This is a genomic window from Candidatus Saganbacteria bacterium (assembly GCA_016223245.1).
Classification (GTDB): Bacteria; Margulisbacteria; WOR-1; order XYC2-FULL-46-14; family XYC2-FULL-37-10; genus JACRPL01.
Genome location: JACRPL010000012.1, coordinates 51,411 through 73,827, shown reverse-complemented (window position 1 = coordinate 73,827; position 22,417 = coordinate 51,411). Strand labels below are relative to the sequence as shown.

General features: G+C 43.0%; 29 protein-coding genes, 3 tRNA genes and 1 pseudogene. 18 read left to right on the top strand and 15 right to left on the bottom strand.

Annotated elements, in window-relative coordinates; all coding sequences use genetic code 11:
* Nucleotides 1–4: 4 nt before the first annotated feature.
* From HZC34_05280 to HZC34_05270, 3 genes are all read right to left on the bottom strand, one after another.
* On the bottom strand, nucleotides 5–877 hold the full coding sequence (locus HZC34_05280) for a hypothetical protein (GenBank protein MBI5701235.1): 873 nt from the start codon (nucleotides 875–877) through the stop codon (nucleotides 5–7).
* Nucleotides 878–1,152: 275 nt separating this feature from the next.
* Nucleotides 1,153–2,079, bottom strand: coding sequence for a hypothetical protein (locus tag HZC34_05275; protein ID MBI5701234.1), 927 nt, complete (start codon nucleotides 2,077–2,079; stop codon nucleotides 1,153–1,155).
* 558 nt (nucleotides 2,080–2,637) lie between these two features.
* Entirely contained in the window at nucleotides 2,638–3,303 is a 666-nt protein-coding gene (locus HZC34_05270) for a class I SAM-dependent methyltransferase (GenBank protein MBI5701233.1), read from the bottom strand.
* A 65-nt stretch (nucleotides 3,304–3,368) separates the two neighbouring features.
* Here HZC34_05270 and HZC34_05265 point away from each other — a divergent pair, with 65 nt between their 5' ends.
* The 12 genes and pseudogenes from HZC34_05265 to HZC34_05210 all read left to right on the top strand — a co-directional run bounded on the left by HZC34_05265 (nucleotide 3,369) and on the right by HZC34_05210 (nucleotide 11,203).
* Nucleotides 3,369–4,325, top strand: a complete 957-nt coding sequence (locus HZC34_05265) for a serine/threonine protein kinase (GenBank protein ID MBI5701232.1) — start codon at nucleotides 3,369–3,371, stop codon at nucleotides 4,323–4,325.
* Nucleotides 4,326–4,421: 96 nt separating this feature from the next.
* The gene (locus tag HZC34_05260; protein ID MBI5701231.1) at nucleotides 4,422–4,784 is read left to right on the top strand and encodes a hypothetical protein; all 363 of its coding nucleotides are present in this window, start codon (nucleotides 4,422–4,424) and stop codon (nucleotides 4,782–4,784) included.
* Between the two features lie 7 nt (nucleotides 4,785–4,791).
* Nucleotides 4,792–4,884, top strand: a pseudogene (locus HZC34_05255) (hypothetical protein).
* Nucleotides 4,880–5,326, top strand: coding sequence for a hypothetical protein (locus HZC34_05250; GenBank protein MBI5701230.1), 447 nt, complete (start codon nucleotides 4,880–4,882; stop codon nucleotides 5,324–5,326). The pseudogene HZC34_05255 and the gene HZC34_05250 overlap by 5 nt, the downstream one beginning before the upstream one ends.
* A gap of 177 nt (nucleotides 5,327–5,503) precedes the next feature.
* A complete protein-coding gene (locus HZC34_05245; protein ID MBI5701229.1) occupies nucleotides 5,504–6,523 on the top strand; it encodes an AI-2E family transporter in 1,020 nt (339 codons plus the stop codon).
* Between the two features lie 10 nt (nucleotides 6,524–6,533).
* Nucleotides 6,534–6,674 (top strand): hypothetical protein, encoded by a 141-nt coding sequence (locus HZC34_05240; GenBank protein MBI5701228.1) that lies wholly within the window; start codon nucleotides 6,534–6,536, stop codon nucleotides 6,672–6,674.
* Nucleotides 6,675–6,679: 5 nt separating this feature from the next.
* On the top strand, nucleotides 6,680–7,075 hold the full coding sequence (gene crcB / locus HZC34_05235) for a fluoride efflux transporter CrcB (GenBank protein ID MBI5701227.1): 396 nt from the start codon (nucleotides 6,680–6,682) through the stop codon (nucleotides 7,073–7,075).
* Entirely contained in the window at nucleotides 7,072–7,554 is a 483-nt protein-coding gene (gene sixA / locus HZC34_05230) for a phosphohistidine phosphatase SixA (GenBank protein MBI5701226.1), read from the top strand. The genes crcB and sixA overlap by 4 nt, the downstream gene beginning before the upstream one ends.
* Nucleotides 7,541–8,110, top strand: a complete 570-nt coding sequence (gene maf, locus HZC34_05225) for a septum formation protein Maf (GenBank protein ID MBI5701225.1) — start codon at nucleotides 7,541–7,543, stop codon at nucleotides 8,108–8,110. Before sixA ends, maf begins: the two co-directional genes overlap by 14 nt.
* Before the next feature lie 21 nt (nucleotides 8,111–8,131).
* On the top strand, nucleotides 8,132–9,682 hold the full coding sequence (locus HZC34_05220) for a glycosyltransferase family 39 protein (protein ID MBI5701224.1): 1,551 nt from the start codon (nucleotides 8,132–8,134) through the stop codon (nucleotides 9,680–9,682).
* A gap of 82 nt (nucleotides 9,683–9,764) precedes the next feature.
* Entirely contained in the window at nucleotides 9,765–10,493 is a 729-nt protein-coding gene (locus tag HZC34_05215) for an outer membrane lipoprotein carrier protein LolA (GenBank protein MBI5701223.1), read from the top strand.
* 11 nt (nucleotides 10,494–10,504) lie between these two features.
* Complete coding sequence (locus HZC34_05210; protein ID MBI5701222.1) at nucleotides 10,505–11,203, top strand: outer membrane lipoprotein-sorting protein; 699 nt, start codon at nucleotides 10,505–10,507, stop codon at nucleotides 11,201–11,203.
* A gap of 62 nt (nucleotides 11,204–11,265) precedes the next feature.
* Here the strand turns inward: HZC34_05210 and HZC34_05205 are convergent, their stop codons facing one another.
* Genes HZC34_05205 through HZC34_05195 form a run of 3 tightly spaced genes read right to left on the bottom strand, consistent with a single transcriptional unit; the run spans nucleotide 11,266 to nucleotide 14,052 of the window.
* Nucleotides 11,266–12,138: a dihydroorotate dehydrogenase gene (locus HZC34_05205; protein MBI5701221.1), complete on the bottom strand. Its 873-nt coding sequence runs from the start codon at nucleotides 12,136–12,138 to the stop codon at nucleotides 11,266–11,268.
* On the bottom strand, nucleotides 12,129–12,947 hold the full coding sequence (locus HZC34_05200; protein ID MBI5701220.1) for a dihydroorotate dehydrogenase electron transfer subunit: 819 nt from the start codon (nucleotides 12,945–12,947) through the stop codon (nucleotides 12,129–12,131). Before HZC34_05200 ends, HZC34_05205 begins: the two co-directional genes overlap by 10 nt.
* A 25-nt stretch (nucleotides 12,948–12,972) precedes the next feature.
* A complete protein-coding gene (locus tag HZC34_05195) occupies nucleotides 12,973–14,052 on the bottom strand; it encodes an FAD-binding oxidoreductase (protein ID MBI5701219.1) in 1,080 nt (359 codons plus the stop codon).
* A 224-nt stretch (nucleotides 14,053–14,276) separates the two neighbouring features.
* Here HZC34_05195 and HZC34_05190 point away from each other — a divergent pair.
* The 6 genes from HZC34_05190 to HZC34_05165 all read left to right on the top strand — a co-directional run bounded on the left by HZC34_05190 (nucleotide 14,277) and on the right by HZC34_05165 (nucleotide 15,969).
* Nucleotides 14,277–14,349, top strand: a tRNA-Gly gene (locus tag HZC34_05190).
* A gap of 8 nt (nucleotides 14,350–14,357) precedes the next feature.
* A tRNA-Cys gene (locus HZC34_05185) sits at nucleotides 14,358–14,429 on the top strand.
* A 21-nt stretch (nucleotides 14,430–14,450) separates the two neighbouring features.
* A tRNA-Val gene (locus HZC34_05180) sits at nucleotides 14,451–14,524 on the top strand.
* Between the two features lie 241 nt (nucleotides 14,525–14,765).
* Entirely contained in the window at nucleotides 14,766–15,002 is a 237-nt protein-coding gene (locus tag HZC34_05175; GenBank protein MBI5701218.1) for a DUF3467 domain-containing protein, read from the top strand.
* Nucleotides 14,999–15,283 (top strand): hypothetical protein, encoded by a 285-nt coding sequence (locus HZC34_05170; protein ID MBI5701217.1) that lies wholly within the window; start codon nucleotides 14,999–15,001, stop codon nucleotides 15,281–15,283. Before HZC34_05175 ends, HZC34_05170 begins: the two co-directional genes overlap by 4 nt.
* A 347-nt stretch (nucleotides 15,284–15,630) precedes the next feature.
* Nucleotides 15,631–15,969 (top strand): hypothetical protein, encoded by a 339-nt coding sequence (locus tag HZC34_05165; protein MBI5701216.1) that lies wholly within the window; start codon nucleotides 15,631–15,633, stop codon nucleotides 15,967–15,969.
* A 3-nt stretch (nucleotides 15,970–15,972) separates the two neighbouring features.
* On the opposite strand, the gene HZC34_05160 is transcribed toward HZC34_05165, so the two are convergent.
* From HZC34_05160 to fliN, 9 genes are read right to left on the bottom strand one after another with little or no spacing between them, the layout of a single operon-like run.
* The gene (locus HZC34_05160; GenBank protein MBI5701215.1) at nucleotides 15,973–16,563 is read right to left on the bottom strand and encodes a sigma-70 family RNA polymerase sigma factor; all 591 of its coding nucleotides are present in this window, start codon (nucleotides 16,561–16,563) and stop codon (nucleotides 15,973–15,975) included.
* Nucleotides 16,564–16,566: 3 nt separating this feature from the next.
* On the bottom strand, nucleotides 16,567–16,782 hold the full coding sequence (locus HZC34_05155) for a hypothetical protein (protein ID MBI5701214.1): 216 nt from the start codon (nucleotides 16,780–16,782) through the stop codon (nucleotides 16,567–16,569).
* Nucleotides 16,783–16,809: 27 nt separating this feature from the next.
* Nucleotides 16,810–18,894, bottom strand: coding sequence for an FHIPEP family type III secretion protein (locus HZC34_05150; protein ID MBI5701213.1), 2,085 nt, complete (start codon nucleotides 18,892–18,894; stop codon nucleotides 16,810–16,812).
* Between the two features lie 12 nt (nucleotides 18,895–18,906).
* Nucleotides 18,907–20,013, bottom strand: a complete 1,107-nt coding sequence (gene flhB / locus HZC34_05145; GenBank protein ID MBI5701212.1) for a flagellar biosynthesis protein FlhB — start codon at nucleotides 20,011–20,013, stop codon at nucleotides 18,907–18,909.
* 14 nt (nucleotides 20,014–20,027) lie between these two features.
* Complete coding sequence (gene fliR, locus HZC34_05140; protein MBI5701211.1) at nucleotides 20,028–20,807, bottom strand: flagellar biosynthetic protein FliR; 780 nt, start codon at nucleotides 20,805–20,807, stop codon at nucleotides 20,028–20,030.
* Nucleotides 20,808–20,810: 3 nt separating this feature from the next.
* Complete coding sequence (gene fliQ / locus HZC34_05135) at nucleotides 20,811–21,080, bottom strand: flagellar biosynthesis protein FliQ (GenBank protein ID MBI5701210.1); 270 nt, start codon at nucleotides 21,078–21,080, stop codon at nucleotides 20,811–20,813.
* A gap of 8 nt (nucleotides 21,081–21,088) precedes the next feature.
* Nucleotides 21,089–21,847, bottom strand: a complete 759-nt coding sequence (fliP, locus tag HZC34_05130; protein ID MBI5701209.1) for a flagellar type III secretion system pore protein FliP — start codon at nucleotides 21,845–21,847, stop codon at nucleotides 21,089–21,091.
* Nucleotides 21,823–22,119 carry a hypothetical protein gene (locus tag HZC34_05125; protein MBI5701208.1) on the bottom strand — a complete coding sequence of 99 codons (297 nt, stop codon included), beginning with the start codon at nucleotides 22,117–22,119 and terminating at the stop codon, nucleotides 21,823–21,825. Before HZC34_05125 ends, fliP begins: the two co-directional genes overlap by 25 nt.
* Nucleotides 22,116–22,406, bottom strand: coding sequence for a flagellar motor switch protein FliN (gene fliN / locus HZC34_05120; protein MBI5701207.1), 291 nt, complete (start codon nucleotides 22,404–22,406; stop codon nucleotides 22,116–22,118). The genes HZC34_05125 and fliN overlap by 4 nt, the downstream gene beginning before the upstream one ends.
* Between the last annotated feature and the right edge of the window lie 11 nt (nucleotides 22,407–22,417).

Genomic DNA, 22,417 nt, shown 5'->3' with positions numbered 1-22,417 from the left:
TTCCCTAATTGGAAGAATGGGCGCTAGAGATCGAATCAATAATTAGTTGATATTCTTTTAAAGCAAGACCATCTTGGCCCTTATTCAAATAAATTTGAGCCAGGCCAAAATGGTTCTCTCGATCCACTCCTGCCATCCAAGAATCGCGCTTAAAAGGGCCTGTGAGCTTAAATGATTTTTTAAAAGCTATTTCGGCCTTGTTGTCATCTTTCTTTTCCCATAAATAATGGGATCCCATTTTTGAATGAATGCACGCCATTAATTTACTTTGAAATTCATCAAGCTTTATTTCGCCAGTTTCCTTTTGGATCGTGGAATAAAGAATTTCGGCCGCAGCATTCTTTTTGAGCCCGGTTAAAGAGTCAATTTGCTCTAACCAGAGCTGATATTTACCCATGGATTTGAAAAAATCAGAGCCAATAAGATTATTTCTATGGGCTTTCGTGAATTGAAGAATTCGAAAAAGGGTAATAATCAAAATAGCCGAGGAATCAGTGGTTTTTATTTGCGATCGATCGTAGTCGCCATTAATTATGGTTAGAATAACGGCCAACGCGGATTCTCTGTCTTGCGAAGCATCGGTTAATTGGGCAAGAGCATTCAAACATTTTACCAATAAAATGACTGCTTTTAATGCTTGAGCAGGGATATCTTCGGTTTCCTTATTATAGAAAATCATAAGAACTTGCATTGCCGCTTTAGCTGATTTATTTAAAAGAGCTTCAGCTTCAGTCGGGGAAGATTCGTAAGATTTTAACAGATCATTCTCAATTAAATTTAATCGTTCGCTGATTGTTAAGGATCGCTGATTTGCTCCAGGCAACCCTTCTTGGGCTATCATTACTGGCCGGTCGTTATTATTAATTTGATTAACCATGATCCTTTTCCTTATTTTTTTGTCTTAATATAGGCTTCGGGCTATGCTATGTTCTCTCAAATTATTATCCGCATTTATTTTGAAAGATTTCACTAAAAATGCCGATATTTCTTGCCATTTATAATATTTATAGCGGGCGCAATTATAGTGGGGGGGGGGGGCAATGAATGCGCCCGCTAACCTTAATTTCACCCTTTTTCTGAAAAATAAATCGAATCCAAATTAAAAAATAAGGGGATCAAGAAAATGATCCCCCTAAATTTGAATAGTAACTATTAAGCTTCTTCTGTTATTACCACCTTAACCGCATCAATCAACGGCAAAAGTTGCCCGCGTATGCCCATATGGGTATCCAAGATGGTTTCATCTTTTGATTGGGAATCCCGTGGCAGATCGGCAAAATTTATCGCGGCTTGAGAATCCCAGCCATTATGGGTGGCCCAGGCCTCGTGCATACTGACATACCTCGTGTCCTGCGAAATTAAGCCCAAATCCAGTGCCGCTATCACCAGCACTGAATCAGCCACACCCTCTTCCTGCAGTTTTACGGTCATTTCCCTCATTCCCGCGTTTTTTTCAGGATCGGCATAAAAACGATCAATATAAGCCGCCATCACACGAGAAGACATGTAGAGGTTGTTGAGGATCTTGGTGGCCTTACCTTTAGCTGCCAGGTCTTCAACCTTAGCAATAACTGCGGAATCGGTTTTCCCAAAGAAAGCAAAGAAATCCGCAACTTTCCCGGGAATGATCTGGGTCGGGGTGACAAAGGCTTTGCCGACAAATTGCCTGTTCACCATATTATCAATTTGCTCCTGACCCTCTTTTGTCAGGCAAGCTTTTAGTTGTTCGGCATTATCTTTGGTCAGAAGGAATTTGATCTCTCTCCCTGCAGTTTCAACCGCGGGAGCAACATATATCCCATCTGCCCCAAGCTGAGACAGAACGCTCGGCTTAAAATATGCTTCATCATGGGATACTGCAGCAAATGAAATTCTAGTGGCTAAAGGGAGACGCCTAAAGGCCTCTATTGCTGCGGTAAAAGCCGGTTTTAAAGCTGCCGTCAATCTTTCCCGCGATCCTTGGTCCTGCAAGTCAGTCCTAAGACGAAATGCCCGCCTCCAACCAGCCTCTGCTGTTCTTACTGTTCCCCCTCCGCCCACACCATTTGATGGATGCACACTACCTATTCTCGCTACCATTATTTTCCCTCCTTTTTTACTTTATCACTAGACTTCGACCAGCTTTTTGGCTTGCCTTTTTAAGATATCTAGTTATTACTATTGAGACCTCTGATTAATTAACCCTCATCATCGGTCCCACATATATATCGCGCGTTTTCTTCAATAATTTCACTACTTTAATATAGTTCTTAGAAAGTTCAGTGAATATAGTGACCGAAAGGAGAATAAAAACCGCTCTTCGCCGGGGGTGTGGGGGAGGCAAAGAGCGGTTTTTCTTAGGCCTACATTCTACCCAAATCCTTCTTCTTGCACCCATGAATTGTGTTGGGTATAATCAGAGGGATATGCCTTCGCTGAAGCTTCGGCAGACAGGTGGTTCGGGAAGGAATTGGACGAGCCATTCTCCTACGCCCTCACTTCGTTCGTGGCTTCGGAAAATGAATAGTTCGGGAGGTGCAACAATGGCAAACAAAGAACAAGGCAGCAGCAAAAATATTAAGAAAGTCGCAAAAATGTCCCTTAAAGAAAAAAGAGCTTTAAAGAGAGAAAAGCGCGAGAATAAAATATAATATCCCCCTAGAACAAACGCGCCAAAGAAAGATATGCATTCAATTCGATGGACGGGACAATTATTTCAAGCCATCTCGTTAAGGTGTCATTTTCAGTTTTAATTAAACAAGATGGCGAGGCTGGAAATGCCTCAAGCGGCACGCGGGAAAAATAGAACTTTCCGCCAATTTTTAAGGCTAAAAAAACTTGTTGGGTTAGTCCTGCGATTTCACCTGTAGAAAGATGTTGGAATACATTGAAGCATAGCGCGGTATCAGCTGAATTAGGCTCCACTCCCAAGTTTTGAGCCGCGTCAGCTTCTATATATCTTAGATTCGGCATTACAAAAGGCGGCAAACCTCTTGGTTGGAAATCTTTGGATCCATTCGATAGCATAACTTCTAGGAGGCCGAGATCCCGGTCTATACCTATTATTTCCACATCGGGGTATGGCAAGAATTTTTGGGCAAGTTCTCTTGTTGTAACTGCTCGAAGTTCTGGAGTGAAATTAGACGCGCCGATGCCAATATCCAATATTCTCTTTCTCCCATGGCCTTCACGAATATAATCTTGAAGAAGCATATTATGTGCCTGTGAATTTCTCCCGCCATAAGTGTGCTGTGGAATAGTGCGCATCCGTGCCGGCCGCATGCCAGTGCGGGTAATTACTCCACGTAGATATCCTATATCCATATGCAAATATCGCAATAATATTTGTCCAATTTCAATAAATATAATAAATCTGTTATTATTGGTCTATGGGAACATCAGTCTGGCAGTCTCTTAACCACGACACCATTTTAACCGAGGTCGAAAAAACTCTTGGGATAAAATTAAGCAACCTCCTTCGACAGCGCAACAGCTATATCAATCGTGTTTATGAACTTGAAAAGTATGACTCCCAAGAAAGATTCATCGTAAAGTTCTATCGCCAGGGGCGATGGGCATATAACATGATCGAAGAAGAGCATAAGTTCCTCTTAGAACTATCGGCAAAAGAGATCCCTGTTATTCCACCGCAGATCATTAATAACAAAACCCTTTTCGTATTCGATTCGATACCTTATGCTGTCTTCCCCAAAAAAGGCGGCCGCGCTCTTGATGAGTTCGATAAAGAGGTTTGGGAAGAGCTTGGACGGTCAATAGCAAGGATCCATTTAATAGGCGAGATGCATAAATCGAGCAGCCGCATTACTTGGCGACCATCAACCGCAACGAGACATCATTTGGATTCGATGTTAAAAACCGATTTTTTACTTCCCGATTTTCAAAAGGCATTTGTTGATGTCGTTGAACAATTTATTTCGATCGCAGATCCAAAATTTTCCGAAGAAGGATTTATTTTGTTGCACGGGGATCTCCATCGCGGGAATTTGATCTTCAGGCCGGGGGAGGGCATATTCATTGTCGATTTTGACGATATGAGCTTTGGTCCTGCGATACAAGATGTTTGGATGTTATTGCCCGATGTGCCCGAAAAATGCGATAATGAATTGGAATGGTTCACTAAAGGATATGAAACCTTTAGGCATTTCGATAGACGATCTTTAGAGCTTGTTCCTCTTTTAAGAGGGATGAGGATTATCCATTTCGCGTCTTGGCTTGCGGTGCAAAGCCCGGAATCCGATTTTAAAACGCATTTTCCTGAAGCAGGCACTAAGCGATATTGGAATGAGTTGATCAAAGAATTGCAAGAAATAGTTTTTAGACTTTAGGATCCGCGACGCCCGTTCTCCGTAGCAGTGCTACTGCGAAGGGTGAATTTAGTCGCAGGATCCTAACTGGAGGGATACAATTAATTCTTTAGTCTATTGATTATCGCTTTATGTGTTTTTGTTCTGGCGTATAGGTATTATTCCGCATTTCTTGCCGCGAAAGTATTAGTTCTTTCCCAAACCAATAAGACCCCAGCGGAAAAATTAAACGACGGGCATGATTATCATCCGACCAACAAATGGATCCTTTTTGGGCATCATTTCGCGGCGATCGCCGGCGCCGGGCCATTGATCGGTCCTGTTCTTGCGGCGCAATTCGGATTTCTTCCCGGCGCACTTAATTGGTGCTTTGTTGCTTTTATCAGGCGTGTTCTTCGGGTATTTTGTACAAAATTCGGGATTAGCCCCGATGTTCACTTTTTCAAAACATCAGCTTTCTATTATGCTTCCTATATATGACTTTCTCGGCGCGATATCCGGATTCCATGCGCTTATATCTTCGGGAACAACGCCAAAGATGGTCTCTAACGAAAAAGATATCAGGATGATAGGCTATGGCGCAAATATTTTCGGGAATTCCCGGCATCATATTTACGAGCGCTATCGTTGTGCTTTCTTGGGGATATTTGGTGTTTAACGGCGATATCTCTATCATCTGGCCTATGTTTGGCGTGGCAAACCAGCTTCTTGCAACGACCGCTTTGGCAATAGGAACAACGATAATAATCAAGAATAAATGGTACGGCTTGATAACTTTTTTTCCGATGCTTTTTATGCTGGCGACGACAATTTCAGCCGGCGTAATAAATATTTTGGACAATTATATTCCACAACATTCATTCAACGGGAACCTGAACGCGCTTCTTTCGTTCATCATGATGGCGCTTGTTTTCTTCGTCGTGATCGATACGACCGTAAAAATGTTCTTTTATTTGTACAAGACAAATCCTAGAGAGAAAGCTTTTAAAGAAAAAGACGAAGCATTGGAATTAGATATTTAATCGGGAAAAGGCAAAGTGTTCAAAAACGCGTAGCAGGGGCTCTTAGCCTCTGCAATCATAGTCGATACGGCCGAGCCTAAGAGGCTCGGCTACGCGACAAGAGGCTCGGATGCGCGGAACAGGCGAAGCTTTTCTAATTGCCTTTTCTTCTTTCATTGAATAATGTATAATTCTCCCATGAGTAAAAATCAAATCACTAGGATCGTTTTCCTTGTTTTATTCTGCGTTTTCTTGTTTTTTATAAGAAATGTCCTTTTTCCGATCATTATTTCGATAGCGATTTTCTATCTTTTGGACCCGATCGTTAATTTTTTATCGCATAAGAGGCCAAAAGGGTTGGGGCTTAACCGGATAATTTCAATATTCATCTCATTTATGCTATTTATTATAATTGTCGGCGTCCTCCTTCAGTTCATTCTCCCGCCGTTTATCGAAGAGTCGGGGATATTTGTTTCGAACGCCCCCAAATATATCGCGCAGGCAAAATCCGCGGCATCCGATATCCAGAGGTGGTATCGTGGCGTTAGAATGCCTCAAGAGGTCAATTTGGCGCTTTCAAACGCGCTCCAAGGGACATTTTCCTATTTCACATTGTTCTTGGAGCGATCGGCTAATAGCCTCATCGCATTATTTTCAAGGTTTATTTATATAATAATCATGCCGATAATTATTTTCTTTTTATTGAAAGACGAAAAAGACCTTGCAAAAGGAATCGTGAAGTTCATACCGGAAGACCATAGGGAAGCCGCTCTCAAGATATTAAGGCAGATAGACGATGTCCTAAAAAATTATGTGACAGGCCAGCTTATCCTTTGCGCGGTGGTAGGGGTTGCAACGGGACTTGCGCTTTGTTTTATGGGTGTAAATTTCTTTTTGATCCTAGGTTTGATCGCGGCGATTTCGCAAGTGATCCCAAACATCGGACCGTTCATAGGCGCCGCTCCAGCGATAATTGTCGCGCTTATCGGTTCCCCCGTCTTGGCCTTGTATGTTCTTATATTTTTTGTAGCGCTTAATATCTTAATGATTGCCATCTTTATCCCGAAAGTACTTGGCGATAAACTCAACCTGCATCCGTTGACGGTTGTTATGTCTGTGTTGATATTGGGGGAACTTTTCGGACTATGGGGTTTGTTCTTTGCGGCGCCTATTGTCGCAATATTAAAAATTATCTATCTTGAATTGCAAAGACCTTAAGGAGGTTTCTATGAAAAGGATATTGGCTTTGTTGGTCATGGTTATGTTCTTCGGAAATGCGTTTATAATTGCCGCCGAAGCGAAACATAAAAAATTTAAAGGAAAACTTCATCTGAAAAAGCATTATAGGCTGAAGATCCATAAGAAATAATGATGATTAAACTCTCTTATGTTGCTGTCGGCGGAGCGCTTGGCGCTATTCTAAGGTATGTGCTATCGGCTCTTTTTCGAGATGCGTTCGGTCCCGTGTTCCCGTGGGGAACCCTTTTTATTAATCTATCCGGATGTTTAACGATTGGGTTTCTTGCCGAAATATTCGAGAAAACAGCCGTTTCACCCGAAATGAACATTTTTCTTCTGGTCGGGGTCGTAGGAACATATACAACTTTTTCAACATTTGGGCTTGAAACATTTAATCTGATCAGGGACGGTAAAATGAATTTAGCGATCTTAAATGTTCTTTTCAACAATTTAGTCGGGATCTTATTTGTGTTCCTGGGTTTCGGATTGTCCAAATATTTTATGGATATCTTAAAATTAGGAGCGAAATGAGCCTTTATTTAATTAGACATGGTGAAGCGGTTCCCGAAACAATGGATACATCAAGGCCGTTAACCGAAAAAGGCATTCTTGATATCTCAGAGATAACCGCCTTCTTAAATGCTGCCGAGGTCAAAGTCAATGAGATCTGGCACAGCACAAAGCTTAGGGCGAAACAGACTGCAAAAATAATTGCCGAGGGAGTTCCGCATAAAAAGCTGATCGAGCGCGATAATTTATTACCCAATGATACTGTCCGCAATATCGCCGGTGAAATAACCGCGATCCATGAAGATATAGTAATTGTTGGCCATCTGCCTTTTCTCGAACATCTTGCGACATATCTATTAAGTAAGAACGAGAATTTTAATTTTGTGAATTTTAGCCAGGGCGGGGTGATCTGCCTTGAAAAGATAGAAACGGGTTGGACGATTCTTTGGATGATGACGCCCGCATTACTATCCGCTTGTATTGAACATGTCGAAGGATAAAATTATTCTTGCGTCCGCATCTCCCAGGCGCAAAGAGCTGTTAAAGAAAATAGTTAAAAACTTCAAAATATCGGTCAGCCGGATTGACGAATCAAAAATAAAAGCTTCAACTCCGTTACGGTTCGCGATAAAGGCCGCCATTACTAAAGCGAAAGATGTAGCTTCAAGAAATACCGATTCAATAGTTATAGGCGCGGATACTATCGTTGTATTGGGTGAAAAGATCCTAGGCAAGCCAAAAGATAATAAACATGCGGTAGCCATGCTTAAAGCACTATCGGGCTCAACCCACAAAGTTATAACGGGCATAGCGGTGTATAACCCGAAGGATGGGAAAATATATTCCGACTATGATATTACAAAGATCAGAGTCAGAAAACTTAAAGAAAAAGCTATATTGGATTATGTAAAGTCTGGAAGCCCGTTGGATAAAGCCGGCGGTTACGGCATCCAAGAAATAGAAGATCCTTTTATTGAAAGGATAGAAGGGAATTACGATAATGTAGTTGGGCTGCCGGTCGCGAGATTGAAGAATTTATTGTGCTTGGTTACCTGATTTTATGCTAAAATTACCCTGATGTTGAAAAAACTCAATTGGGCCTTTGTTATTGTCCTTGTTATATCGGCTGTTATTTACTTTTTCCAACTTGGAGCATCTTCGATCTGGGACCAGGATGAGGGCCAGATGGCTGCCGCTTCCTTTGAAATGGTAAAATCAGGGGATTATCTAACTCCGCATCTCAATTCTGCTGTATATTTCCATAAACCTCCTTTGTATGCCTGGCTCACAACCATCGCTTTCCGTATATTTGGATTCACGGAATTTGCAGTAAGGTTTTGGGCGGCAATATTCGGAATTCTAGGCGTATATCTCACATATGCTTTTGCAAAAACGCTATTTAATGAAAGGGCAGGGCTTCTTTCAGCCATTATTATCGCAACAAGTCCTCTCTATATAGTTCTATCTAAAATGGGGCTAGTGGATATGGTGCTTTGTTTCTTTGTTACTATGGCGCTATTGTTTTTCTACAAAGGATATCAAGCTCCCGCCGAAAAAAAATGGTTCTATTTGATGTGGCTTGCGATGGGAATGGCCACAATGACAAAAGGGCCTTTGGGTATTTTGGTCCCGTTGGCTTCTATAATAATATATTTGGCAATCGACAAGAAATTTTCTTTCCTCAAAGAACTTGCTATAGTTAAGGGGCTCTTGCTGTATTTATTGGTTGCGTCGCCTTGGTTTATTATCGAGACGATCCGTCATGGCAGTTACTTTTTAAAAATAATCTTTGGGCAATTTCTTTTCACTATCTATATGTCGCCGCTTCAGCAGCATCCCGGGCCGGTGTATTACTATATAATAGTAGCGTTGGTTGGCTTTCTCCCTTGGAGCGGGTTTTTCTTTGTATCGCTTTTCAAAAAGCCGCACGCGCTTCTGTTGAGCCTATTCCTGGTGATGCTCGCTCTGTTCTCGACAGCCTCCACAAAAGTCCCAGGATATTTTCTTCCGGCTTTCCCTGCAATGGCTATAATGACAGGAAGTTGTCTTGATAAAATATTTTCGAAAGAAGACAAACTTTCATTTTATTCTGCGGTAATATTCCCGATCTTAATTCTTGCGACGACAATTTATATGAATATGCGCATACCTGTCCCGCCGCAATACACGCAAGCCGTCATTTATTTGCAAATATTATTGTTGATAACCCTTGCAGGTTTCTTTTTGTCTTTTCTGTTCTCGTTCTTCAAACCCCAGCCGAATTGGACAATAGCCGGGTTTGCAATTTCAATTGTGATCCTTTTTATCGGGATAATTGTTTGGCTAATGCCGTATGCCGAGGATCATAAGCCAACGCCAACTTTAGCTCTAGCGCTAAGAGGAAAGATGCATATAGCTTTTTACAGGACCTGGCTTCCTCCAAGCTTAGTTTTCTACCTGAACAGGCAATCGTACCCTACGGTTTCTCTGGATATACAGGATGAAAAGGAGTTGAGGAAGTTTTTATCCCAAAAAGGCTCGGCAGCTTATGTTCCGGAAGACGAGGTCAAAAAGCTTAAGTTTGCGTATGTTGCATTGAAAACTAAGGCCCAATATGTGATAATAACCTCACCACCCATTAGCCATTGACCCCCACTGTCCATTCGGGACATCTCCCCCTTAGTAAGGGGGAGAATGAGAGGGGGTCGAGTGGATGAGGAAAGGAGAAACCATGAATAAGAAATTTATTTTAGGATTTGTATTCTTTTTAGCGTTCTCTGTTTCATCGTTCGCCATGGACCAAAAAATCGAAGACTTGTTGAATAAGGTTAGGGCGAACCAGAATAAAATAGAAGACATGTCCGCCGATATAACGACGGTCATTAAATCCGATATGAAAGATAAAAAAGCAATGGAGCAGAAGGGTTCCATCATGGTAAAAGGCTCTGATGCGAGCAGGATGGAAATGACATCTCCTTTGAACCAGGTAACGATAACCAACAAAGATAAAATGGAGGTGCTAAACCCCGCAACTGGCCAAAAGTTCGTCCAAGACCTCAAGAAATTAAAGGGTAAATTGGGGCAATCAAGTGTTGGTTCGAGCCCGATCGACCAAACAAAAGTTCTTGATTATTTTGACCTCAAATTGGAAGAAAAGGGAGTTATATCAAAATCTTACATCATAACCGGAGTCCCAAAGGAAAAGAACAAATTTATGGGAATGATGAAGTTCTATATCGACGGGTCGAGGAATCTTCCGGTCAAGATCGAGATATACAACACATCGGACAAATTGGTGAGCGCATCCGATATCGATTATACGAAAGTCAAAGATATCTGGGTCATATCAAAAAACACATCATCGATTGTGGTCCCGGGAGGCAAGATGGAGATCGAGATGAGATTTGACAATGTTAAGGTGAACGAAGGTTTGTCGGATAAATTGTTCGAAATAAAATAAGGAGTTGAATTATGGGTAAAAAGTTATCGGTATTATTGGGTTTCGTCCTGTTGTTCGCGTTTTCAACAGGTGCTTTCGCAATTAGCGCGAATGACGTGCTTTCAAAAGCAAAGGCCAATTATGAAAAAATAAAAACGTTTTCGGCTACGATTTCGGTCAAGATGCTTGGCGAAAAGTCAAAAAAATCCTCGCAGTTGGCTAAAATGATGTTCAAAGGGAAAGATAAAATGAGGATTGAGTCGGATAAGGATAAAGTAACGATTGTTAACGGGAATAGGATTAAACTTACGGCCCATGGACAGACAAAAGTAGATAAAATAGACGATCTTAGGAAAAAATCGGGAAGAGAAGATATCGGGAAAAATCCATTGGATGTTCTGGCAGGGCTGGAAAAAAATAATCTCTCCATCAAAGAGCAATCGGATTCATATGTGATCACAGCGATCCCCAAGAAAGAAAATCCTCTTGTTTCGAAAGTTGAAGTTGTCGTCAAAAAGGATGCGTATTTGCCGACAAAATTGGTGGTCATCGGGACCGACGGCAAAGTGATAAGCGGGACACAGCTTACCTATTCAAAAGTCGCCGGGATAGATGTTGTATCAAAAATGGGCATGGAAGTAAATCTTTTCGGTAAAAAGATCGCGACAGAAATGAGTTTCAAGGATATCAAAGTTAACGAAGATATATCGGACGACCTGTTCAAGATGTAATTTCACCCCCTCTATAATCTCCCCCTTGATAAGGGGGAGATGGAGCGAAGCGGAAGAGGGGGTTAAAGCAGGCAGCCCTTGATGTCGTTGAGGTCATAAGATTTTAAGCCTTCGATGATATTAAGGGCTGTTTTACTATCTACAAAGTTCCCTGTTCCAACCTGAACTGCCGAAGCTCCGACCATGAAGAATTCTAAAGCATCATCTAATGTTAATATACCGCCAATTCCGATCACGGGGACTTTGACCGCTGATGCAACCTGATAAACCATTCTGACGGCGACCGGGCGGATTGCAGGGCCTGATAACCCTCCAACTTTCCTTGCGATCTTAAATTTTCTTTCCTTTACATCTACTGCCATTCCGAGAAGTGTATTTATTAGCGATAGGGCGTCAGCTCCTGCAGATACTGCCGCTTCTGCTATCTGAACGATATCTGTTACATTTGGCGATAATTTTACTATTAGCGGCAGATCCGTTGCCTTACGCACGGCTTTAACTATCTCTTCGGTCCCAGTTGGCGAACATCCGAATTGCATACCGCCTTGTTTGACATTGGGGCATGAAATATTTAGTTCCAAGCCTTTGACTGTCGGTTCTTTTGAAAGGGCTTTTGCTAGTTCAACACATTCTTGATCTGTTTCGCCTGCTATGTTTACAATGACCGGAACTTTATATTTTGAAAGGAATTTTAAATGTTCATCGATAAATACTTTAAGCCCGTCGTTTTGAAGCCCGATCGAATTGAGCATTCCCGACGGTGTTTCACAAATGCGGGGAGGGGGATTGCCTTCTCTTGGGTTCAGGCTTATCGACTTGGTTATAATTGCACCAAGCTTTTCTATGTCTATGAGGTCGGCATATTCTTTTCCGTTCCCAAAAGTTCCTGACGCGACCATTACCGGATTATTAAGTTTAATTCCCGCTAATTCCATTTTATATCCTTTGTGTTAAATATGGGTCCGTCTTTGCATACCATTTTATACCCATTTTGGGTTTCTATCGCGCATCCATAACATACGCCGATACCGCACGCCATAAAAGCCTCCATTGATACTTGGCAGTCTATTTGTTTCTCGTGAGCTATTTGTGCGATCGATCTGAGCATTGGGAACGGTCCACAAGAATAAATAGCCGTTTGGTGTAAGCTGGAAGCTGTTAGCTCTTTTGCAAGAATATCTAATAGGGAATCGGAAACAAATCCTTTGCGCCCCGAAGAGCCATCATCTGTTGTAATAAAAACTTCTGCATCAAGCTTTTTGAAATCGTTCTCGCAAGTTACTAATTCCGCGTTGCGGGCGCCGATGAATACGATCGTGCGTAATGCGGGATACGAGACCTGCCTGCCGGCAGGCACGGCGCGTAACGCGTCTGCAAGAGCAAGTAGGGGAGCGACGCCCATCCCGCCGCCGCCGAGGATCGCTATCTTTTTTTCTTTATTTATAGTAAACCCATTCCCCAAAGGCCCTAATATATTCAATACTTGCCCGATCTTTAATTCTTTGAGCGCTTTTGTGCCGATGCCCTTTATTTCATACAAGATATCTATTATCTGCTTTGCGGGGTCAATGCGATGAATTGAGAATGGCCTTCTAAGCAGAGGATTTGTTTCTTCTGATACTTTTACTTCAACAAATTGGCCGGGAACTGCGTGTGACGAAATATATTTTGATTGTAGGGTTAATTTAAAGAATAGCGGGGCAACTTGCTTGTGGTCTAGAATTATGGCGTCTTCTTGGATCATTGTTGATATTTTAACATGATTTTGGCTAGATTGCGATCGTCTCTTTAATATGCGCGCGCTTGAGTTTAAGTTCCGAAATATCAATAGATGTCTTTTCGCCTTTGATTATTTGCGCGACAATTTGGCCTGTAGCAGGCGAGTGCATGAACCCATGCCCCGAAAACCCTGTTGCTATAATTAATCCCGGGATTGGGATATCGATAATTGCATGCTTATCCGGTGTTTCGTCGCTTAAGCTCGTTAATACTTTCTTGATCCCAGATTTTTCAAGCTCTGGAATTCTGTTAATGGTTGCCTCAATTGTTCCATCTTCCGCTTCCGGTTGTTTGTCAAAATCCTTGTCTTCTACTTTTCCCGACATGCCAACCAATGCATCATCGCCTTCTTTTTTGATATACCAGCCGGTCGGGATCTCCATGACAAGAGGGTAGTCGTATTTAAAGCTTTCGATGACTAGGATATATTTTCTTCTATGTACGATCGGAATATCAAGCCCGACAGTTTTCCCAAGATCCTTCGATCCGATACCTGCCGCTATAATGACCCAATCGGCTGCGATCTCCTCTGAATTTGTAATAACACCCGTTCCGCGTTGCGCGTCACGCGTTACTCTTTTCACTTCCGTGTCCATGAGATATTTCACGCCCATCTTTTTTGATCCTTTTTCGTAGTAGGCTAGGAGGGATGCAGGGTCGGCGACGCCGTCTTCTTTAAAGAAGCTTCCTGAAATAATGCCATCATCGTTTAGAAATGGAAATCTCTTCTTGATCTCTTCTTTTGAAAGAATTTCGGTATCGATCCCTAGCTTGTTCTGCATTTTGACTCTTGGCTCGGTAATGCCTTTGCATATATCGAGTATCAAGTATCCATATTTTTTATAATCTATCTCATGGGCTAGGATATTCAAAATAGGCATTGATTGAATGGAGAATTTGCAGTTAATTTCTGTTGTGAATTGGTGTCTGACGCCGCCTGAGCAGAATTGGGTTACTTGAGTGCCAAGGAATTTCTCTTTTTCGATGAGTAAAATATCTTTTAAACCTGATTTTGCGAGGAAATAAGCAATTCCTGTGCCAACAATGCCTCCGCCGATCACTATAATCATAATTTTGATTATATCATTTTTGTGATATAATTTTAAAATCTTAAGGCTTATGCGGGCTTGCCCGCTGGAGTCCGAAGGACGTAAACGGGAGTAGCTCAGTCCCGACGCACAAAGATGAGCTGATATTGAAAATGTTTACTATTAGATGTGGTCGGGATCCCGATTTCCGCCTTTGGCGGAACATCGGGATTGGTAGAGCTTTTTGATGATGTATATATTTTTATGCGGGAGTAGCTCAGTTGGTAGAGCTTCTGCTTCCCAAGCAGAAGGTCGCGGGTTCGAACCCCGTCTCCCGCTTTTTGTACGGCGCGGTACCCAAGTGGTAAGGGAGCTGTCTGCAAAACAGTTATGCGGCGGTTCAAATCCGCCCCGCGCCTTTGAAAATTATTATATGGCGAGCGCGCTTAGCTCAGCTGGTTAGAGTACTTGCTTGACAGGCAAGGGGTCACAGGTTCGAACCCTGTAGCGCGCATTGTTTTTACCGAAATGGTGTTAACTGAAGATTTCGGTTGTTAACCATTAGCGCTATTGCAAAAGCACTCAAGATTCAAATGGAAGAACTTTTGAAATAATATGAAGTTTATAAACTATATATCTGAATGGCTTCAGGACTTTAGCGAGTAGTGAAATCATTTGTATTTCTGATCGATATATTATTGACAAGATTAATAGCTTGACATTAACGAATGAGGAATTTATACTTAGGAGCATATATGGGTGATGTTAAAAGGTATTATTCAAATTTGGTAAGCATTACAACTACTCCCACAGAAGTTGTCCTTGATTTCGAAATGTTGACAAAAGAACACCGTGAACCAAAAGATGCTGAAAAGGTGGTCTCGGTAGTTTTAAATCCAGGTATTGCGGCCTCGCTTGTCAATGTTTTAGGCAAGTCAATTAAAGAACACACTGAAAAGATAAAAAAATTGATTGAAGAAGGTAAAAAATGACACCACAAGTAGTTGAAAATAACTTTGATACGTTTAAACATCTTTCTTTAGAAGAAAAAAAGACTATTTCTTCTTTGAATGATTTGTCAGGGTTATATACTGGCGGCTTTAAAGTGATAGAAGTAGAAATGGTACGGACGCCTATTTTAGATGTTGATCAGTCTTATTTTTGGGCTGATGACTGGCAGAAGGATGAGCAAGCAATTGATGAAGATTACAAAAAAGGAGAATTTAAAAGATTTTCTAACTCACAAGATGCTATTGCTTTTCTGCGTGGATGAATCCTCCTTTTTTCATAGATATTCCAGAAACATTTCGGAAGAAAATATACCCAAAACTCCCTAAACATAAACAGGAAGCATTTAATGAGCAGATTAAGAAGATTTGTGAGAACCCACATAGTCATTCGTTGAACCTGAAAAAAATGCGCAGAAGACCACATATCTATGAGGCAAGACTTAATGGGGGCTATCGTATAACCATGGAACTTAAAGCAGGTTTGATAAGAATAAGGAATGCAGGGCCACATGATATTCTGAATAATCCATAATACGACATCGGGAATCCCAGTAGCGCGCAGTCTATTTTTATGCTAAACTCAAACCACAATATTGAGGAGGGATGATTTATGGTGAACATTCCAAGTGGATTTTCAGATGCTTATGCGCTTACTGCTCAAATTAACGCGTTAAAAAACAAATCCTCCGGCCAGGCAGGCGCGACGAGCGAAGGCGGCTTAAATCCAGATGAATTCTTGCTAAGCATGCAGCAGAATTTCAACCAGATACTAAACAATTTCATTTCTTCATCTGACGACGATAAGAATAAAAACAATCCCTCGGATATTTTTTCTTCAATGATGCCCGGCAGCAAGGCAAACGCGCAAATTATTCCATTAGGCCAATATGTTGCCGCAAGCAAAATGGCCGCGGACAAAGCCGTTATGGAACTTGGCGATAATTTCTAGGGATTATTTCGGTTCAGAGGATTTGATGGCCTTTTTCATCTTGCGGGTGGCTTCGTTGCAGATGCGGGAAACCTGCGATTCCGAAAGCCCTATCTCTTCGCCAATCTCTTTGAATGTCTTGTCTTTTTTGTAATATTCTTCGACAACTTGGGATTCTTTTTTGTCCAGCTCTTTTAGCGCGACATCCACATGTATGATATCGTCAACCTGGTCGGAAACGACCGCCTCCCTGTTGAATGCCATATAAACATGGGCAGCGGAATTTATCCACTCGTACATTCCAGAAACCTGGTCCATTTTCTTTTTTCTCAAGTAATCCTGCATGGAGCCTTTAAGCCTGATCGAGACATACGGCCAAAGCTCGCCTTTGCGCGGGTCCCATGTCTTTAGGGCGTCGATAAATGCAATCCTTGCTTCCTGCGCCAGGTCGTCCGATTCGGACTTTCTTATATGCGAGGGAAGCGTTGAAATATACCAATTCACCGTCTTGTCTATCTGTTCCTTGTACTTTACGACAACCTCATCCGCGTATTTTAGGAACCTTTCGCGTATGACCCTGACTATCCTGTCTTCAATTTGTTCTTTTAGGCTCATTATTTACCATCCGCGGGAGTCTTTTTCGACTGCTTTTGTGAATTCGTCTTCTTTTTGTTCTGTGTTGTTAAGATTTTTTGCGAAACTCTTTGCGGTCTTTTTCGTAAAATCCCAGAACCGCCTCAAAGGCCCGACGATATTTGCAGGGACAGCGGCGACGCCTCCAATGTTTCTTGAGGGTATCCTGCCGCCCGCGCTTGAAATTCTTTTATCTGCCACAAAAGGATTTTATCAAAATTTTAGGAATTATTCAATAGAGATCATGCCGATCGACTGAACCTTTACCTGCGGGACTATCTCGTTGTATGAAAGTACGGCCGAATCGGGGAAGCTGCGCTCGATGAACCGCTTGAAGTGGGGGCGCAGGCGGGGAGAACATAATATCACAGATGATAATTTCATCTTCTTAAAATTATTAATATGGCGCTGGATCTGCAGGAGTATCCTCTCTCCGACGTTCGGGTCGACCGCCAAAAATGATCCGTATTCGGACTGGTGTATCGCGCCTATAAGCGTTTCTTCCAGGGCGGGATCGATCGTAACAACTGTTATCACGTTGTCTTTGTCGGTATATTGTTCGCAAATTTGTCTTGCAAGAGATTGCCTTACGTATTCAACCAATACATTTACATCGCGGGATAGATGCGCGTAATCCGCAAGCCTTTCGAGGATAGTCGACAGGTCCCGTATCGAAACCCTCTCTCTTGCGAGAAGCTGGAGGACCTTGTGCACTTGCCCAAGGGAGAGCATATCTGGGATCAGCTCGCGGACGATAGCCGCATTCGTATTCTTTACAAGCTCGATCAATGATTGCACATTTTGGCGCGTCATGATCTCGTCTGCATATCGCTTGATTATTTCGGTAAAATGGATTGCGATCGCTTCCACCGTATCAATTGATTGGATCTCAAGCTTTTGCAGTTCGGGCAGAAGGTCGTCGGGCACCCAGGTTGCAGTATCTCCTGTCATCGGATCTTTGGCTTCGATGCCGGTCAGTTTTTTCACTTTTACATCGGCCAGCTTCATTGTTACCCTATGGTGGCCCAAATAAGCTTCGCTTAATGAAACCCTGGTCCCGCGTATTTCTATCACATATTGGTTCGGGGGAAGGGACAGGTCGTCCATGACCCTGACGCCTGGGATGACGAAACCCAATTCTTGTCCGATCTGGTATCTGATAAGAGTTATCCTTTCAAGCAATGCGCCTTTTTGGGCAGGATCGATCAAAGGGATAAGGTTCCTCCCGGTTTTAAGCGATAACGGGTCAAGGCCGAGGGTCCCCAAAATGCTTTCGGGTTTTTTTAAGACTTCTTTGCCTGATATATCTTCTTTGACCATTGTCGCTTCTTCTTTTTGCGTCTTTGCTTGCAGTAAAGCGATCGATACGACCCCCGACACTGCAGATAGAGATAAAAAAGGAATGATCGGGAGCCCCGGGATTATTGAGAAAAATGCTAGGATAAGAGATACAAAAGCAAATGCCCTTGGTTGCGCAAAAAGCTGCGCCGCGACATCCGTGCCCAGGCTCATTTCCGATGCGGATTTTGTAATGACAAGACCTGTTGCAACTGAAACTAATAGGGCGGTCATAGTTCCAAGAAGTCCCGCGCCAACCGTCAGAAGGGCGAATGTTGTCATAGCTTCAAAAGGCTGCATGCCAAGCTGGAGCCATCCGATAAGTATCCCGCCCAAAATATTTATCAAAACTATTATTATGCCTGCGATAGAATCGCCGCGTACGAATTTATTGGCGCCGTCCATACTTCCAAAAAATGTCGCTTCCGCTTCAATCTTGCGGCGCCTCGCGCGCGCTTCTGTTGCATCTATAAGGCCGGCATTAAGGTCGGCGTCGATCGACATTTGTTTTCCGGGCATGGCGTCCAAGGTAAAACGCGCCGCGACTTCAGCCACGCGCTCGGAACCTTTTGTGATTACAACGAATTGCACGATAGTTATGATCGCGAAAACAATAATACCGACAATATAATTTCCGCCGACGACAAAGTTTCCGAACGCTGCCACGACTTGGCCGGCGTTCGCATTTAATAAAATCAGCCGTGATGCGGAAATATTGAGCGACAGCCTGAATAATGTTACAACAAGCAATATGGATGGGAATGCCGCGAATTCAAGAGGCTCTTTTAGATACATGGCGACTAGAAGTATTATCAGGCAAAAACCGATATTCAAGGTCATTAATATATCAAGGAAGAAAGTCGGGAGAGGAACGATGATCAGGGCAATTATGCCGACCAAAATTATGCCCACAGCTAGGTCTGAACCTGTGAAAAGATTTCGCAAACCTTTTACATCAAGACCGGGTAATGCCATGTTTTGATTTTATCACTTAGCAAGAATCGGAGCAAGCCTCGACCTTTTGGCTTCGCGATCTCTTTTGAGCTTATAGATGTGGGCCAATACTTCAGCGACCGCTTGGTAAAGTTCGCGCGGTATCTCGCGCCCGACACCCGTCGTCCTATAGATCGATCGCGCCAAAGGCTCATTTTCAACTATTGGGATTTCATTCTCTTCTGCTATTTGTTTTATTTTCTCGGCATGTTTGCGCTCGCCTTTAGCAAGGACAAGAGGTGATTTCATCTTAGATTGGTCGTATTGCAGGGCAACGGCAATATGCGTCGGGTTTGTGACGACGACATCTGCTTTGGGGACCGATGTCATCATGCGCTGGTAGGCAACTTGCCTCTGCAGGTCTCTCATTCTTTGTTTTATTTGCGGGTCGCCCTCGAGCCTTTTGTATTCTTCTTTGATCTCCTGTTTTGTCATTTTTAACCCTTTGGTAAATTCCCACCGCTTGTACAAGTAGTCTAGTATTGCGATCAATATATAGAATAACCCGACCCTGATCGCCACTTTATATGCGATCGATCCGCCGAGGACCAAAGCATCCCATGGCAGTCCATCCATCAAGACTACGATTTTTTGGAGGTCGTCTTGGATCGCGGCCCATGTGATGTAAAAAACGATGATGATTTTTAATATTGATTTGACAGTTTCTACGAGCCCTTGCAGTGAAAATATTTTCTTGAAACCTTCCATGGGATTTAACCTTTCGAATTTTGGGTTTATGGGGTCAAAAGAAAAAACAAGGCCAGTTTGAAGCCCTTCGGCTATAAGCGCCGCAAGGAATACTATGCTGAAGATAGGGAGTAGTGCGACCGCGAGCCCTTTTAGTCCTATAAGAAGGGCGTATCCTACAAAAGAGAAAGAGAATTCATTTGCGGATGCGGGGACCTGCAAAAAAAGGCCCTGCGCCATTCCGACAAGTTCCCTCCAAGTAAAATCACCTGTGTACCTTAAAACATAATAACTAAGCAATAGGAGGACAGCGGTTGTAATTTCCTTGCTTTTTGCCACTTGCCCCTTTTCGCGAGCTTCACGCAGCCTATGGGGAGTAGGTTCTTCGGATTTATCTCCGCCTTCTTCAGCCAATCAGATCAAACCTCCTAAAGACGAAATGCACTAAGTAATTTTAGCACTTCTTCGCCCATTAATCCAAGAAGGCGGGAGATATGCTTAATGAGGATAGGTATAGTAAAAAGCATCGCCAAAAGCCCAAGGGCGGGCTTTACTTGAAAACCGAGCATGAAGACATTGACCTGCGGGGCTACGCGCGAAACAATGCCGAATGCAAAGTCCGAAAGAAAGATCACCAATATGACCGGTCCCGCAAGCTGGACAGAAGTTGCAAGCAATATCTGTCCCAGATTTAACAGATTGTAAATAAAGTTCGCCGAGGTTAAATTAATATATGTTGGGACAGGAAGGACCGTAAAACTTTGGTGGAGCATTGAAAGGAGCAGGTGATGCCCGTTAAACAACAAAAACACCATCAATGCGATAAAAAATATCATTCGCCCGATGATTGAGATCGATGCGCCAAAGATCGGATCAAAAGATTGTGCGACTGATAACCCCATTTGCAGGTCGATGAATTCACCCGCGCTCTGGAGCACCAAAAAGATCGTATTGCAGACAAATCCGATCAAAAATCCGATCGTAACTTCGATCGCGATGAAAACAATAAACTCGACTAATGTTTTTGGGAGAAGGGTCGTATTGACAGGAGTTACAAACCATAGGACCGAAGTGATCCAGATCGCGAGCGCTGTTTTTCCGAGCGCGGGGATAGACTTGCTTGAGAGTATCGGCGCTTCAATAAAGATCCCCGCGATACGCGCCAAAATAAACATGAAAACTTCGATCTGCGGAAGTGTCAGGATCATTTTCTATCGGGCCATTGCAGGGATGCTGGACCAAAGGGTGGTCGTGAAGTCGATTAAAAGCGAGATCATCCAGGGCGATGTGAATGCGATCATCATAAGCACGGCGATGACTTTCGGCACAAAAGTCAAGGTCTGTTCCTGTATCTGCGTTACTGCCTGGAACAAGCTTATGGCAAACCCGACCAGCAATCCGATGCCGACCGACGGCATGGAAAGCAAAAGCGTCAGCGTTATTCCCTGATACATGACTTGAACTGCAAAATCTTGGTTCATATATTATTTTACCTGAAGCTCATGAGCAAGCCGCGCGTGATAAGGTTCCATCCGTCGACCAGGACGAACAATAGTATTTTGAACGGCAGGGAAACCATGACAGGCGACAGCATGAACATGCCTAGAGAAAGCAAAACATTTGATACGACAAGATCTACTATGATGAATGGTATGAAAAGCAGGAATCCTATTTGGAACGAGGTCTTAAGCTCCGAGATCATGAATGACGGTATTATGACATATGTCGGGACGTCCTCCGGCTTGGTCGGGGGCTTGATCCCGGAGAACTGGACAAAAAGAGCAAGGTCTTTTTCGCGGACCTGCCTCAACATGAATTTCCGGAGAGGCTCCATGCCTGTTTCAAACGCCTTGAACTGCGTAATTTTACCCTGGTTGTAGGGGACGATGGCTTTGTTGTTCACTTCCTGGAAAACTGGGTTCATGATGAAAATTGTCATGAAAAAAGCGAGGCCGACAAGGACTGAAGTCGGCGGCACTTGCTGCGTTCCGATCGCAGTTTTAATAAGCGAAAAGACAATTATTATCCGCAGGAAGCTTGTAACCGAGATCAAAAAGAACGGGACAAGCGAGATCAAGGCTATCCCAAGCACCATTTGGATGCTTGAAGAAAATTGCGGCGAATTCATGATCGCGTTCACATTGATCTGCCCTGCAACAGGCGATTTCACTGCCGCAAAACTTGCGCTTGGCAGCAGGACAAAAAGGAAGGCTAGGAGTCTTTTCAACCAAGTTCTCCTTCCCGGAATTTGTCGATCAATGTGGCGCTTTTGCTGCTGACAACAATAAGATAATTAAAACTCCCGACTTTAATTGTATATGCTGTAACCTGCGGTTCAAGCCCTGTTCTGTCCAATATCTGGATCGTTTTTCCCTGCGTTGATACCTGCAGTTTGGGAAGGATATATTTTGCAGTAAGATAGATAAGGCCAACGACTATAAGGAGCGAGAGTATTACCTGCATAATGTATCCGAACGTGACTATTGGCGTTTTTTGGAGGACCAGCGCTTCGTATGTCATTTGAGCAGTACGTTTGTTATCCTCAAGCCGTAGTAATCGTCAATTGCGACCACTTCGCCTTGTGCGACGACCGATCCGCCCACTTTAAGGTCTAGCGGTTCTCCTGCAAGCCTGTCTAATTCAATTATAGAACCTTCGGCGATCTCTAGGATTTCCCTCAAAGAGAGTTTTGCCCGGCCAAGTTCGGCCGTAACTTCGATCGGGATCTCGGAAAGCGTGCCTTCAGAAAGCTTTGACCCTTTGCCTTGTTCTTCCAGGTCGGGGAATTGAACTTTATTGACTTCCATTATTATATAGC